At 61.9% G+C, this 14,284-nt stretch carries 13 protein-coding genes; 1 reads left to right on the forward strand and 12 read right to left on the reverse strand.

The window, feature by feature from the left end; all coding sequences use genetic code 11:
- The first annotated feature begins 56 nt into the window (after window positions 1-56).
- On the forward strand, window positions 57-2,240 hold the full coding sequence (locus tag C0058_RS01090) for a glycoside hydrolase (RefSeq protein ID WP_102367882.1): 2,184 nt from the start codon (window positions 57-59) through the stop codon (window positions 2,238-2,240).
- Between the two features lie 94 nt (window positions 2,241-2,334).
- On the opposite strand, the gene C0058_RS01095 is transcribed toward C0058_RS01090, so the two are convergent.
- The 12 genes from C0058_RS01095 to C0058_RS01150 all read right to left on the reverse strand — a co-directional run bounded on the left by C0058_RS01095 (window position 2,335) and on the right by C0058_RS01150 (window position 14,262).
- Window positions 2,335-2,961, reverse strand: a complete 627-nt coding sequence (locus C0058_RS01095) for a bifunctional 2-polyprenyl-6-hydroxyphenol methylase/3-demethylubiquinol 3-O-methyltransferase UbiG (protein ID WP_008435824.1) — start codon at window positions 2,959-2,961, stop codon at window positions 2,335-2,337.
- A 39-nt stretch (window positions 2,962-3,000) separates the two neighbouring features.
- Window positions 3,001-3,645, reverse strand: coding sequence for a methionine ABC transporter permease (locus C0058_RS01100; RefSeq protein ID WP_003211840.1), 645 nt, complete (start codon window positions 3,643-3,645; stop codon window positions 3,001-3,003).
- Window positions 3,635-4,753: a methionine ABC transporter ATP-binding protein gene (locus tag C0058_RS01105; protein WP_102367883.1), complete on the reverse strand. Its 1,119-nt coding sequence runs from the start codon at window positions 4,751-4,753 to the stop codon at window positions 3,635-3,637. Before C0058_RS01105 ends, C0058_RS01100 begins: the two co-directional genes overlap by 11 nt.
- On the reverse strand, window positions 4,750-5,565 hold the full coding sequence (locus tag C0058_RS01110; protein WP_003211844.1) for a MetQ/NlpA family ABC transporter substrate-binding protein: 816 nt from the start codon (window positions 5,563-5,565) through the stop codon (window positions 4,750-4,752). Before C0058_RS01110 ends, C0058_RS01105 begins: the two co-directional genes overlap by 4 nt.
- Window positions 5,566-5,708: 143 nt before the next feature.
- Window positions 5,709-7,061 carry an LLM class flavin-dependent oxidoreductase gene (locus C0058_RS01115; protein ID WP_102367884.1) on the reverse strand — a complete coding sequence of 451 codons (1,353 nt, stop codon included), beginning with the start codon at window positions 7,059-7,061 and terminating at the stop codon, window positions 5,709-5,711.
- Window positions 7,061-8,254 carry an SfnB family sulfur acquisition oxidoreductase gene (locus C0058_RS01120; RefSeq protein ID WP_102367885.1) on the reverse strand — a complete coding sequence of 398 codons (1,194 nt, stop codon included), beginning with the start codon at window positions 8,252-8,254 and terminating at the stop codon, window positions 7,061-7,063. Before C0058_RS01120 ends, C0058_RS01115 begins: the two co-directional genes overlap by 1 nt.
- A 25-nt stretch (window positions 8,255-8,279) precedes the next feature.
- Window positions 8,280-9,521: an SfnB family sulfur acquisition oxidoreductase gene (locus C0058_RS01125; RefSeq protein WP_008435817.1), complete on the reverse strand. Its 1,242-nt coding sequence runs from the start codon at window positions 9,519-9,521 to the stop codon at window positions 8,280-8,282.
- A gap of 184 nt (window positions 9,522-9,705) precedes the next feature.
- Window positions 9,706-10,491 (reverse strand): hypothetical protein, encoded by a 786-nt coding sequence (locus C0058_RS01130; protein ID WP_003211852.1) that lies wholly within the window; start codon window positions 10,489-10,491, stop codon window positions 9,706-9,708.
- Between the two features lie 337 nt (window positions 10,492-10,828).
- The gene (gene tcyN, locus C0058_RS01135; protein ID WP_087692733.1) at window positions 10,829-11,575 is read right to left on the reverse strand and encodes an L-cystine ABC transporter ATP-binding protein TcyN; all 747 of its coding nucleotides are present in this window, start codon (window positions 11,573-11,575) and stop codon (window positions 10,829-10,831) included.
- Between the two features lie 3 nt (window positions 11,576-11,578).
- Entirely contained in the window at window positions 11,579-12,244 is a 666-nt protein-coding gene (tcyL, locus tag C0058_RS01140) for a cystine ABC transporter permease (RefSeq protein ID WP_003211857.1), read from the reverse strand.
- The gene (gene tcyJ, locus C0058_RS01145; RefSeq protein ID WP_003211859.1) at window positions 12,244-13,038 is read right to left on the reverse strand and encodes a cystine ABC transporter substrate-binding protein; all 795 of its coding nucleotides are present in this window, start codon (window positions 13,036-13,038) and stop codon (window positions 12,244-12,246) included. Before tcyJ ends, tcyL begins: the two co-directional genes overlap by 1 nt.
- 231 nt (window positions 13,039-13,269) lie before the next feature.
- A complete protein-coding gene (locus C0058_RS01150; protein ID WP_008435811.1) occupies window positions 13,270-14,262 on the reverse strand; it encodes a D-cysteine desulfhydrase in 993 nt (330 codons plus the stop codon).
- Window positions 14,263-14,284: the final 22 nt, after the last annotated feature.

Consider the following 14,284-nt stretch of genomic DNA (forward strand, 5'->3'; position numbering starts at 1 on the left):
CGCACCCGATCAATTGTTTTACCCTCCGGGCCTGATCCTTTGCCAAGGCCTGCCCCATGCGTTGTTTCCTGCTGGTTTGTAGCTTGTTACTGTCGCCCGTGGCCCTTGCCGGCACGGTGCTGGAGAACGCCCTGTGGCGGGTTGAGATCGACCCGGCGACCCTTGCGATCCACGTTATCCCCAGCGACAAGACCGCCGTGCAGGCTTCAAGCGGAGGCCCTGCGCACAGGGTCAACCAGCTCTCCCAAAGCACCCGTCAGGCCAGTTGGCAATGGGACGATGGCGCCTATCGCCTGAGCGCCACCCTCGAGCAACGGGATCTTGCCCTGACGATTACCGCCCGTGATGCCGGTGAGTTGGCGATCCTGCGCCAACCCGCCAGCGCCATGGGCAAGGGCCTGATCTGGCCCCTGGCCGAAGGGCATTACGTGCCGGCGGGCAATGGTGTGTGGCAGGACTTCCTGCTGGAACAGGGCGACGTCAACACCACCCAGGACCTCAGCTTGCCGCTGTGGGGCGTGGATCACGGCGCGTTTACCCTCAACTGGCTGATGACCAATCCTTACAACAACCGTCTGCACTGGCAGGCCGACGGCAAAGGACTGGCGTTGTCCGCCTTCCATGAATTCACCACGCTGGACCCCGCGGCACCGATGACCGTTCTGTTGCACCTGGGCGAAAGCGACCCGCTGGCCGGCGCCAAGCGTTATCACCAGTGGCTGGTGGAGCAGGGGCTGTTTGAACCGTTGGCGGACAAGTTGCGGCAAACCCCGGAAGCGGAAAAGCTGCTGGGCGCCAGCCATATCTACCTGTGGGGCAATGATCTGCTGGCTCCGGGGGATGTGCGCGACTGGCCGCAACTGCTCAAGCTGCTACGCAGCGGCAAAGGCTTGGCGGCTGAATTGAATGGCTTGCTGGACAAAGAGGCTGCGCAGGTTCGGCAGGTCAAGCAACCGTATGAGCAGGCTGTCCTGCTGCGCGGCCTGAACGCGGCGATCAACACAAAGGCCCGGCAAAGCTGGCAGCCCTCCACCGAGCCGAATATGACCCAACTCGCTGATGGCTATGGTGCGCTGCGTCGCGAGTTGGCCGTGGCTTTTGCCGGTGCCTTGAGCGCCACGCCTGAGACTTGGGGCAACACCTTGTCCGTCACCAACGCGCTGAAAGGCGCCGGTCTCAAGCGCCTGCTGGTGACCCAGGGCGAAGGCTGGGAAGGCGGGCTCTGGCATCCTGAGGCGGTGAAGACCGGGGTCGAAGCCGGTTACCTGATGGCGCCCTACGACTCTTATGAAACGGCACTGTCTGCCACTGAAAATCCCGACTGGACCACCGCGCACCTGGGCAGCAAGGCCTATGGCGAGTGCGCGATCGTGTTGAAGGGCGGCCAGCTCAAGACAGGCTTCCAGAAGTCCGGCCACTACACCGACCCGCGCTGCGTGCGGCCGTTGCTGGAGGCGCGGATCAAGGCGGTGCAGGCCAAGTCCGGGTTCAACGCCTGGTTCCTCGACGCCTATGCCACCAGCATGTTGTTCGACAGCTATCGCACGGGTGCGAGCATGACCCAGGCACAAAACGCCGAAGGCAATATCGATGCGGCCCGCTGGATCAATACGGCGCTGAAGTTGCCGGCAGGTTCCGAGGACGGCAACGCGATCACCGCCCGAGGCATCCTGTTTGCCCACGGCATGCAAACGCCGGTGCTGGGCTGGGGTGATCGTGAGATGACCAAGGACAAGCAGTCGCCGTATTACGTCGGGGCTTGGTACCCGCCGGAACAGCCGGCGGTGTTCTTCAAGTCGGTGCCGTTGAAAGAGCCGTTTCGCACGGTCTACTTTGACCCGACGATGCGCCTGCCGCTGTATCAGGCGGTGTTCCATGGCTCGGTGATCACCACCCACCATTGGCTGTTCGACAGCCTGAAACTGAGCAACGTGCGGGCCGAAAGCGAGCTGACGCAACTGCTCTACAACGTGCCGCCGCTGTATCACCTGAGTGCGGCGACGGTGAAGCAGCGCTTGCCGGTGATTCAGCGCCAGGACGCGTTCTTCCGGCCGCTGCATGAACGGTTGGCGACTCAGGCGATGACCGATTTTCGCTGGCTGACGGAAGATAAACAGGTGCAGCAGACCACGTTTGCCGATGGGACGCGGTTGGTGGCGAATTTTGCTGAGGGGCGTATTACGGCTTTTGTGCCTGGCGCCCAGGCTGTGGTGTATCAGGTGGATGAGTGGCGGCTGTGAGTCCTTCGCGAGCAAGCCCGCTCCCACAGGGGAATGCATTCCAAAATGTGGGAGCGGGCTTGCTCGCGAAGGCGTAAGCCCAAACAACAAAGACCTACAGCTTGCGCCACACACTTGCCAGCCACGGCTGTTGTTCCCGAGGCAATCCCGCTGGCCGGTAGTAATGCTCCAACTCCATAAACCCCGCAGCCGTCAGCAATTCCTGCCAGGCCTGCAAGTCGTGATACGAGCCATACCGCGGCCCATTCCAGCCCTCCTGGTTTTCACCCCGAGGGTTTGAGCTGAACAACACTCCACCGACCTTCAACGCCCCATGCAACTGCCCAAGAATGCGCGGCAATTCCTGCTTGGGAATATGAAACAGCACCGCATTGGCGAAGATCCCGTCGAAACGGCCGGCCGGCAAATCCAGCTTCAGGAAGTCCTGTTGCAGCACTTCACAGCCGCTGTCTTCCCGGGCCATCTGTGCAAAGCGCTCCGAACCATCGAGCCCCACCGCGATGTGGCCCATGCGGGTAAACGTCTGCAAATCCCGCCCCGGCCCGCAGCCGAAATCCAGCACGGTAAACGGTGCGTCGCCCTGGATATGCCGCAGCAACGCATCAATGTTCTGGCTCACATCGTGATCGCGGGTGCCTTCACGAAAATCCTCGGCCACTTTGTTGTAGTGGCCAAGGGTGGTGGAGGTGATCTGGTCGAGGTCGTCGGGGGCAAGTTTCATGGCAGGTTATACCGGGCGCTGAGATGGCCCGACTATACCTCACCTCTTGTTCAGAACCCTGGCCAACCGATCGCCGCCCAACTGAATCACGGCTACCAGGATCACCAGCAGCACAATCACGGTGAGCATGATCTGCGTGTCAAAACGCTGATAGCCATAGCGATAGGCAATATCCCCCAGCCCACCGGCGCCAATTGCCCCGGCCATGGCCGAGGAGTTGATCATCGTCACCAGGGTAATCGTGAACCCGCCGACAATCCCCGGCAGCGCCTCCGGCAGCAGCACATGCCAGACGATATGCCAGCGCCGGCAACCCATGGCCTGCGCCGCCTCGATCAAGCCGTGGTCGACTTCGCGCAAGCTGACTTCGGCGATCCGCGCGAAGAACGGCGTGGCCGCGATGGTCAACGGCACCACCGCCGCCCACACGCCATAGGTGGTGCCGACGATCAACCGGGTGAACGGAATCAGCGCCACCATCAAAATCAAAAACGGGATCGAGCGGAACAGGTTAACGAACGCCCCCAGCACCCGATTCAAGGCAGGCGCCTGATAGATGCCGCCCTTGTCGCTGGTCACCAGGAACACCGCCAGCGGAATCCCCACCAGCAATGCAATCAACGACGACACTCCGACCATCAACAGCGTGTCGATGGCGCCCTGCAATAAACGATCAAACCACATAGCCCAGCACCTCCACCTGTTGTGCCCATCGCCCGGCGCGGCTGCGCAGTTCTTCGGCGGTCAGGGACGAGCCGCTCACCGCCAGCAGCAATTGCCCCAAGGCGTGGCCCTGGATGCGTTCCACACCGCCTTGCAGCAAGCGCACGCGCCCGCCGAGGGCGCTGAACAACGCAGCAAGATCGGGTTCGTCTTCGGCACTGCCAGTCAGTTGCAAGCGCAGCACCACGGCGGCGTCCTTTGAGGTCGGATTGGCCTGCAGGCGGCTTTGCAACTCTTCAGGCAGGCCATGTTGCAGCGGCGCCAGCAGGGTTTTACTGACCTCATGCTGCGGGTTGCCGAACACTTCCCACACCGGACCTTGCTCGACCACATGGCCGTGTTCCAGCACCACCACGCGATCGCAGATTTCGCGAATTACGGCCATTTCGTGGGTGATCAGCACGATGGTCAGGCCCAGGCGTTTGTTGATCTCCCGCAGCAGGCCGAGGATGGATTGCGTGGTCTCAGGGTCGAGCGCCGAAGTGGCTTCGTCGCACAACAGAATCTGTGGGTCATGCACCAGTGAGCGGGCGATGCCCACCCGCTGTTTCTGCCCGCCGGACAGCTGGGCCGGGTAAGCCTGGTGCTTATCCTGCAAACCGACCAATTCCAGCAGTTCACGCACCTTCTTCTCGCGCTGCTCCTTGGGCACGCCTGCGACTTTCAACGGCAGTTCGACGTTCTGCCATACGGTCTTGGCCGACATCAGGTTGAAGTGCTGGAAGATCATGCCGATGCGTCGGCGCAGGGCGACCAGGCGGTCTTCGTCGAAGTCGCCGATGTCCACCTGGTCAATCAATACCCGGCCGCTGCTCGGTTGTTCCAGGCGGTTGATGGTGCGGATCAGCGACGACTTGCCGGCGCCGCTGCGGCCGATGATGCCGAAGACTTCGCCGCGCTGGATCGCCAGGTCGATGCCTTGCAGGGCGGGCACGGATTGGCCGTCATAGGTCTTGCCCAGGTTGATAAAGCGCACGTGCGCGCGGTTCAGGTCCGGGTGCAGTTCTGTCTGCTCGGCGTCCCTGGGCGGCAAGCCCAAGTCGCGCAGTTGAGAGTGGGCGGCGGTCATTTTTTATCTTCCCAGCCCACTTGGTAGAGCTTACCAAGGGATTTATCCAACGCGGCGCGCACCACCGGCGAGTGCTGGTAGATGTCGACGAACTTGATCACCCGCGGGTCGGTTTTGCTCTTGGGCTGGACCACGAACTGGATCACGTATTCCGGGTGGTCGAGGCCGTCGAACAGCAGCGCCGACTCGGCATCGAAGGTCTTGGACAGGCGGATATACGCCGGGTAGCCCTGCACCAGGTCGGCGTCGTCATAAGCGCGCACCAGTTGCACGGCTTCGACTTGCAGGATCTTGATCTTCTTCGGGTTGGTGACGATGTCTTCTTCAGTGGCCTTGTAGCCCACGCCCGGCTTGAGCGTGATCAAGCCGGCCTTGGCCAGCAGTTGCAGGCCGCGACCACTGTTGATCGGGTCGTTGGCAATCGCCACGCTGGCGCCCTGGGGCAGGTCGTTGATGCTCTTGTACTTCTTCGAATACAGCCCGACGTTGTTGATGATGCCCGGCGCGTACGGCACCAGGTCAAAGCCTGCAGCGGCCTTGGCGTTTTCCAAAAACGGGATGTGCTGGAAGTAGTTCACGTCGATATCGCCGGCTGCCAGGCTGACGTTGGGTGCGATCCAGTCGGTGAATTCCACCAGTTCGACTTTCAAACCCTGTTTGCCGGCCTCTTCGACGGCGGCTTCCAGGGGAATGGCGAAGGCGGCGGTGGTGCCGACTTTCAAGGGAGCGTCAGCGGCGAATACCGCCGAGCTGAACAATCCGAGGGCGAGCGCCAGTGCTTTGACTGGGTGGCTGAGCAATGTTTTTTTCATAGTAGATTTCCAGTCATAAGGTGTGAGTGCAAACAACTCGGTCAACTGTGGGAGCGGGCTTGCTCGCGAAAGCGGTGTGTCAGTGAATGCATCCGGCGACTGATACAGCGCTTTCGCGAGCAAGCCCGCTCCCACATTTTGGTTCAGTGGCGGTAGGTGGAGCCGGTGTGTTGTTCAGGTAAGTGCGCCGAGTGGTGGAAGACTTTCTCCCGCAACGTCCCGGTGTCATACGCGGTCTTGTACGAGCCCCGGCGCTGCAGCTCCGGCACCACCAGTTCGATAAAGTCGACGTAGCTTTCCGGGGTGACGATGCGCGTCAGGTTGAAGCCATCCAGGCCGGTTTCGCTGATCCATGATTCAAGTTCATCCGCCACCTGTGCCGGCGAACCCACCAGGGTGATGTAGCGCCCGCCAAGAGCGTGTTGCTCAAGCAACTTGCGCCGGGTCCAGTCATTGTTCTGCAGGTTCTTGGTCGCGGACTGGATGGCGTTGCTCTTCACGTACTGGATCGGTTCGTCGATTTCGTACTGTGAAAAATCAATCGCCGTGGATGCCGAGAAATGCGCCACGCCGGCTTCCGCACTGGCGTAGCTCAGGTACTCGGCGTGCTTGGCCCACGCGGCTTCTTCGGTGGCGCCGACAATCACGTTCAGGCCCATGAACACCTTGATATCGTCCGGGTTGCGCCCGGCTTCCACGGCGCTGGCGCGCACCTTGTCCACCTGGATCTTGGTCGAGGCCTTGTTCTGCCCGCTGATGAACACGCACTCGGCGTGACGCCCGGCAAACAGCAGTCCACGGTCGGAGCTGCCCGCCTGGAACAGCACCGGCGTGCGTTGCGGCGACGGCTCGCACAGGTGATAACCCTCCACCTGATAGAACTCGCCCTTGTGCTCGACCTTGTGCACCTTCTCCGGCTGGGCATACACCCGCGCCTGCGGATCGTTGATCACCGCGTCGTTTTCCCAGCTGCCTTCCCAGAGTTTGTAGAGCACCTGCAGGTATTCGTCGGCCTGGTCGTAGCGCCGGTCGTGCTCGACCTGCTCGGTCAGGCCCATGGCCTTGGCGGCGCTGTCGAGGTAGCCGGTGACGATGTTCCAGCCCACCCGGCCACGGCTCAGGTGGTCGAGGGTCGACATGCGCCGGGCGAACAGATACGGCGGTTCGTAGGTGAGGTTGGCGGTCAGGCCGAAGCCAAGGTTTTTGGTCACCGCCGCCATGGCCGAGACCAGCAGCAACGGGTCGTTGACCGGCAGCTGGATCGCCTCCTTGAGCGGCACGTCCACCGAGTTCTGGTAGACGTCATACACGCCGACGATGTCGGCGATGAACAGCCCGTCGAACAGCCCGCGTTCCAGCAATTGCGCCAGTTCGGTCCAGTACTCGATGGTTTTGTACTGGGTCGAGTTGTCCCGTGGATGGGTCCACAGGCCGTGGTTGATGTGCCCGATGCAGTTCATGTTGAAGGCATTGAGCAGGATCTTTTTCTTCGCCATCAGATAGTCCCCCGCAGTGGCGGGTTTTCATCGTTGAGGTAGTAATTGCCCACAGCAAAGTACTTCCAGCGCACCGGGTCGTGCAGGGTGTGTACCCGGGCGTTGCGCCAGTGGCGGTCCAGGCCGTGTTCGGCTAGGGTCGCCTGGCTGCCGGCAAGTTCGAACAGGGTGCTGCCGGCCGCCAGGGAAATCTCGGTGCTGAGGGCGCGCACTTCGGCGACCGCGATGGATGCGGCCGCGACGGTGTCGGCATTGCTGTCGGCCTGGGCGCGGTCGAGGAATTCGCCTGAGCGTTCCAGCAGGGCTTCGGTGGCGTGCAGGCGGATGCTCAAGTGGCCGAAGCTTTTCAGGGTCAGCGGATCTCCGGTGGCCTTGTCGCTGGTGGCGTCGATCCACGGCCGGGTCTTGGTGCGCACGAAGTGCAGCGCATCCTCATAGGCAGCGCGGGCGATACCGGTGTCGATGGCGGCGTGAAGGATCTGCGCCAGCGGGCCGACAGTGGTCGGGCGTTCGAAGGCACTCTGGAATGGGATCACGTCCTGGGCCGCGACCCACACGTTATCGAACACCACCGAACCGCTGCCGGTGGTGCGCTGGCCGAAGCCGCTCCAGTCGTCGATCACGCTCAGGCCCTCGCTGTCACGGGTGACAAAGGCCAGTTGCTGCACACCGTTTTCGTCCACCACTGACGTGGGAATACGTTGGGCGTAGATCGCGCCGGTCGAGTAGAACTTGCGGCCGGTGATACGGAAACCGTCACCGTCGCGGGTGATCTTGGTGATGCGGTCGTGGGCGGTCTTGGTGCCCAGTTCTGCCAGCGCATTGCCGAAGCGCTGGCCGGCGAGCACTTCGGCGTACAGGCGTTTTTGCTGCGCCGGGCTGCCGTTCACCCGCAGCACTTCGAGGGCATAAAAATGGTTTTGCGGGATCTGCCCCAGGGACGCATCCGCCTGGGCAATCAGTGCCGTGACCTTGGCCAGGGTGACGTTGGAAACGCCGGCACCGCCGAACTCCTTGGGTACGCTGATGCCCCACAGGCCGGAGCGGGAAAACACGTCCAGCTCAGGCAAGGGCAGGCGGCGTTCACGGTCACGCAAGGCGCTGTCGCGGCGGAAGTCTTCGGCCAGGTCGCTGGCGACAATGAGGGCTTGTTCATCGCTGGTAATAACCGCGACGTGATGAGAAAGGGTCATGCGTATTCTCCAGAGGTCTGGTCGGTTAAATCCAGGAATGTCGGGCAGGTAAAGTGCCGTTCAGGTGATAGGCGCCCACCGCGTGGTACTTCCAGCGCACCGGGTCGTGCAGGGTGTGCACCCGGGCGTTGCGCCAGTGGCGGTCGAGGTTGAATTCGGCGAGGGTCGCGCGGCTGCCGGCCAGTTCGAACAGCTTTTCGCTGGCGAGCAGGGAAATCTCGGTGGTCAGCACCTTGGCTTCGGCTACGGCAATCGAGGCGCGTGCGGCGGACTGCGCGGTGATCGGCGCGGCGCTGACTTGGTCCAGTACCTGGCCGGCCTTGCGCAGCAGGGCTTCAGCGGCGTGCAGTTCGATCTTCAGCTTGCCGATATCGGCGATCACATACAGGTCATCGCTGGCCCGTTCGACCTTGGCGTCGATCCATGGCCGCGAGCGTTCGCGTACAAAGCTGATGGTGTCGTCGATCGCGCCACGGGCGATGCCGGCGTCGATGGCCGCCTGGATCAATTGCGAGACTGCACCCTGGATGCCCGGTGTTTCGCCGAGTCGCCAGGTTTCCACCACCAGTTCGGCGTCCACCGCTACTTGATCCAGCAGCACTGTGCCGCTGGCGGTGGTGCGTTGGCCAAAGCCTGACCAGTCATCGACGATACGCAGGCCTTCGGTGCCACGGCGCACGAACGCCATGACGACTTTGCCGTCATCGTTCAAGGCCTTGACCGCCACCCAATGGGCGAACAGCGCGCCAGTGGAGTAGAACTTCTGGCCACTGACGACGTAGCCGTCACCTTCGGCGGTGATGCGTGACTTGAGGTCCAGGGTGTTTTTGGTACCGCGTTCCGGGCCGCCGTTGCCGATGCGCCAGCCGTCCAGCACGCTCTGGAACAGCTGCTTTTTCTGGCGCTCGCTGGCCGCACCTTGCAGCACGTGCAGGATGCCGAAATGGTTCTGCGGGATTTGCCCCAGCGCCGGGTCGGCCGCGCTGATGATCGCGAACACCTCGGCCAGGGTCACGAAGGACACCTGCGGGCCGCCGTACTCACGGGGAATGGAAATACTGCCCAGGCCGCTGCGGGTGAAGTGTTCGATTTCAGCCCAGGGCAGTTTGCGTTGCTGATCGCGCCTGGCCGCTTGCAGGCGCGCGGCCTGTGCCAGCTCATGGGCGGCGCTCAGGGCCTCGGCGTCGTTGCGCAGCACTTTGGCGGGCAACAACAGCGGGGCAACGTCCAGATCACTCTGGGGGGGTGTTTGTGCCAAGTTAGACATCAGCGCCGCTCCTTGGCTGCACGCAATGCCCTGGCGTTACGCACCGGGGTAATTTTGACCATACCTACCTCACATCCGTTGAAAAGATAAAAAAATCAGGAATGTCCGGTGGTCCGGTGCATATACCCTAAGCGTGTTAAATTTTTTAATAAACTAACTTTTAGGAATATGCATAGAAGGTCTGTCACCCCGGTTCACAAGGCGAGCCGGGGCGACGGGGTTGGTAGGCCAGCGGGGCCCTGGCGGGGCTGGTCGGGGCCTGGGGAGCGAGCGCGGCGATGCGCAGGATGCGGGCTGGCGCCCAGCTTGAATTGTTGCCGACCCGGTCGAGAATGCAGTAGGTCACTTCGAGGCGATGGTCGTCCCCAGCCTCGACAATGATGGCCGACGGCACCCACACCTGCACCGCCTTGCCCACATCGCCAGCCTGGATGCTCGGCAGGTCCAGGCGCACGTCACCCCAGCGCAGGGTGATCTCGTCATCGGTCGCCATGTTCAGGTACGGCTCGATGGTCAGGGGCACGCCACGGCGGATCTGGCTGCTGTTGACGCCATGGCGACGGATGGTCTCGGGCAGGCTGACGGCGGCCAGGTTCTGGTTTTCATCAAGGCTCAGTGCCGAGGGCATGCCGCCGGGGTAGTCGGTCTTGACCTGCACCCGGGTGATGGCCGAACGCGCCGGGCCGTGGCCGACCTGCATGACCCGGTAATGAATCCGTGCCGGGCCATTTTGCACAAAGCTCTCCGGCACTCGCAGGCTGGTGGGCATGCCGATCTTGCCGGCGGTGATACGCCGGGAGGCGGCAAAGCAGTTGTTCCAGAACAACTCGATCAGGTCGCCCTCGTCCATGCCGCAGTAAGGCGCGATGTCGACCTGCAGGTTTGTCGCAGCGAGGGCATTGATGCCTTCTCGATGGGCCTGGGGCAAGGTCGGGGCAGTGAGCAGCGCCTGGGTGGAAATACGCTTCATAAATAATCTCCTTGGTGCAGCCAGCAGCAATCGTTCCGGACATCAGGCGCGGGCAGGCGACGTAGTCCGAAAGAAACGATTTAATAAAAAACCAGAATGGATCCAATCCTCTGGGCGTTAGATAAGAGGCTTGGTTAGTTGGCGTCAAGAGGCTGGGCGGGGCAAACAGGGGGTTATGGAATATTCAGAAGGGTCTTACTGGGAGGGCGCTGCAAGTGCGTGCTTCAGGGTGACTTTTACCCAATGAATAAAGGGTGTTTCCCCAAAAACACTAAAGAGGCGAGTTGCCTTTCGGCAACTCTATAAAGCGAAGCTTCTTACAATGAATCGGCGCAAGTTAGTTGTTGATGAACTTGCTGAGAAACTGCCGGGTACGTTCTTCTTTCGGGTTGGCAAACAGCGCCTTGGCTTCGCCTTGTTCAATAATGACGCCCTTGTCGAAGAAGATCACCCGGTTGGCCACATCCCGGGCGAAACTCATTTCGTGGGTCACGATGACCATGGTGCGGTTTTCTTCCGCGAGGCTGCGAATGGTCGCCAGCACTTCGCCTACCAGCTCCGGGTCCAGGGCCGAAGTCGGCTCATCGAACAGGATCACCTCCGGCTCCATCGCCAGGGCCCGGGCAATGGCCACCCGTTGCTGCTGCCCACCGGAGAGGCGGCGTGGGTAGGCGTCTTCCTTGCCTGCCAGGCCGACCCGGGCCAATAGCTTGCGGCCCAGGGCATCTGCGGCGGCCCGGGGCATCTTCTTGACCACGATCGGGCCTTCGATGACGTTCTCCAGGGCCGTGCGGTGCGGGAACAGGTTGAAGTTCTGGAACACAAAACCCACGTGCTGGCGCAGGCGCCGCACCAGGCTTTGCTGTTGGTTGAGCGGGCGGCTGCTGTCGATCTCGATGTCACCGACCTTGATTCGGCCACTGGTGGGTTCTTCGAGGAAATTCAGGCAGCGCAGCAAGGTGGTCTTGCCGGAACCGCTGGGGCCGATGATGGCGACGACTTCGCCTTCCTTGACCTCAAGGTCGATCCCGTTAAGCACCACCTGACCCTTGAATTGTTTGGTCAGTTTTTCAACCACGATCATGCTTCAAGACTCCAGGTCATGCCGGTTGACTCGTGCTTCCAGGCGGTTTTGCACGTGTGCCAGGACGCTGGCAAGAATCCAGTAGATCAAGGCGGCGGACAGATACATGGTGAAAATTTCGAAGGTACGGGCCGAGACCAATTGCGCCTGGCGGAACAGCTCCGGCACCTGGATGGTGGCGGCCAGGGCAGTGTCCTTGACCAGGGAAATAAAGCTGTTGCCCAGCGGCGGCAAGGCCGTGCGCATGGCCTGCGGCAGGATGGCCCGGCGCAGGGTCTGCGCACGGGTCATGCCGATACTGGCCGCAGCTTCCCACTGGCCGCGCTCGATGGAACCGATGGCGGCACGCAGGATTTCACAGGCGTAAGCAGCCATGTTCAGCGAAAAGCCGATCATGGCCGCCGGGATCGGATCCAGCTCGATGCCCACTTGCGGCAAGCCGTAGTAGATCAGGAACAGCTGTACCAGCAAGGGCGTGCCGCGAAAGAACGACACGTAGACGCGGGCGGTCCAGCTCAACAACTTGAAGCGCGACAGGCGCATCAAGGCCAGGCCGAAGCCCAGCAGCAAGCCGAAAAACATCCCGCCGAGGCTAAGGATGACCGTGAAGTACGCGCCCTTGAGCAGAAAGGGCGCGGAGTCCAGCGCGAGTTGGAAACCTGCTTCCATTATTGAGTAACGTCAGCGTTGAAGTACTTCTCGGACAGCTTCTTCAAGGTACCGTCGGCGCGCAGTTCGTCCAGAGCCTTGTTCACGGCGGCCAGCAGTTCAGGCTCGCCTTTGCGCAGGGCAATACCGGCTTCCTGACGGGAGAAAGCAGCACCGGCAGCGGCGGTGTCCTTGGCTTTCTTGGCGTATTCCAGCGCGGCGAGGCGGTCGATCAGGATGGCGTCGACACGGCCGATGCGCAGGTCCTGGAACTTGGTTGGGTCATCGTTGTAGGTTTTGACGATGGCTTTCGGTTGGTTTTCCTTGAGCCATTGTTCGTAGTTGGTGCCCAGGCCCACACCGATTTTCTTGCCGGCCAGGTCGTCGGCGGTCTTGATGGTGTCGACGTTCTTCGCCAGGGTCAGCGCCTGGATCCCGGAAACGGTGTAAGGCTTGGAGAAGTCATACTTTTCCTTGCGCGCATCGGAGATGGTCACCTGGTTGACGACCGCGTCCAGGCGCTTGGATTCCAGGGCGGCGAGGATGCCATCCCACGGCGTGGCTTGCAGCTTGACCTTGACGCCCAGCTTCTTGGCCAGCGCTTCAGACAACTCGACCTCGAAACCGCTGAGCTTGCCGCTTTCGTCGACGAAGCTGAACGGCGGGTAGGTGCCTTCCAGGCCAATCTTGATTTCGCCGGCTTTCTTGATGTTGTCCAACTGCTCGCCGGCAACTGCCTGACCGAGCCACCCGGCGCCAAGCGCCAGCCCCAATGTGCCAACCAGTAACGTGCGACGGAATACGGAAATAGTCATGAAGAGCCCCTGTGTTTTTTATGTTGAGCGATGCAGGTGACGCGGTAGTCGTATCCTGCCTTAAAAGCGCCGTGTGTGGGAGCCGGGCTTGCCCGCGATTGCATCAACTCGGTGTTTTGGATCTGCCCAGTCATGCGTATCGCCATCAAGCTCGCCTACGGCGCGACTATAAAGCCGGTTTTTAAGACTTGAAAATAATATAAAATCAGATTGATATTTCTTTATGGAATATCAAAAGCTCGAATCATAGGCAAACAACGCCGGTGCGCCACCCGTGTGCAGGAAGATGATCGGCCCCTCTTCAAAGCGCTGGCGTCCAATGCCATCCAGCAACCCGGCCATGGCCTTGCCCGTGTAGACCGGGTCCAGCAGCAGGCCTTCCTGGCTGGCTACCAGCTTGATCGCCGCCAGCGTGCCGGCACTCGGCTCGCCATAACGGGGGGCGAAGTACTCGTCCCACAGGATCACCTTGAACGCGTCCGGCAGCGGCACGCCGAGCAGTTCGGCGGTACGTTCGGCCAGGCCCTGCACCTTGGGGCGCTGGGCTTCGTCGGTACGGGACACCGTGATGCCAATCACTTGCAGCTCGGGCAGCACTTCGGCCAGCGCCAGGGCCAGGCCGCTGTGGGTGCCGGCGCTGCCGGAGGCCAGGACCACGGTGGAGAACGGGATGCCGCTGTCTTCAATCTGCCCGGCCAGCTCCAGCCCGGCGCGCACGTAACCCAGGGCGCCGAGGGCGTTGGAGCCGCCGATGGGCACCAGGTACGGCTTCTTGCCGTTGCTGCGCAGGCGGTCGGCGAGGGCGTTGAGCTGGTCGTCGACGTTGTCCAGGTTCTCCACCAACTCGACCTTGGCGTCGAACAGCTCCAGCAACAGGCGGTTGCCGTTGGCCAGGTAGTTGGGGTCTTCGGTGCCCGTCGGGTTTTCCAGCAGGGCAACGCAGCCCAGGCCCAGCTTGGCGGCCAGCGCAGCGGTCTGGCGTACATGGTTGGACTGGATCGCGCCGGCGGTCACCAGGGTGTCGGCACCCTGGGCCAGCGCATCGGCGGCGAGGTATTCGAGTTTGCGCAGCTTGTTGCCGCCCATCGCCAGCGGCGTGGTGTCGTCGCGTTTGACGTAGACGTCACGCCCCAGCCAGGCCGACAGCCGCTCGAGTTTTTCCAGGGCGGTGGCGCCGCCCAGCAGTTCCAGACGGTTAAAGCGGTCGAGCTGTTGTTTGATCATGGCTACGCACGGGTGGTCAGAG

It is taken from the genome of Pseudomonas sp. NC02 (genome assembly GCF_002874965.1).
GTDB lineage: Bacteria > Pseudomonadota > Gammaproteobacteria > Pseudomonadales > Pseudomonadaceae > Aquipseudomonas.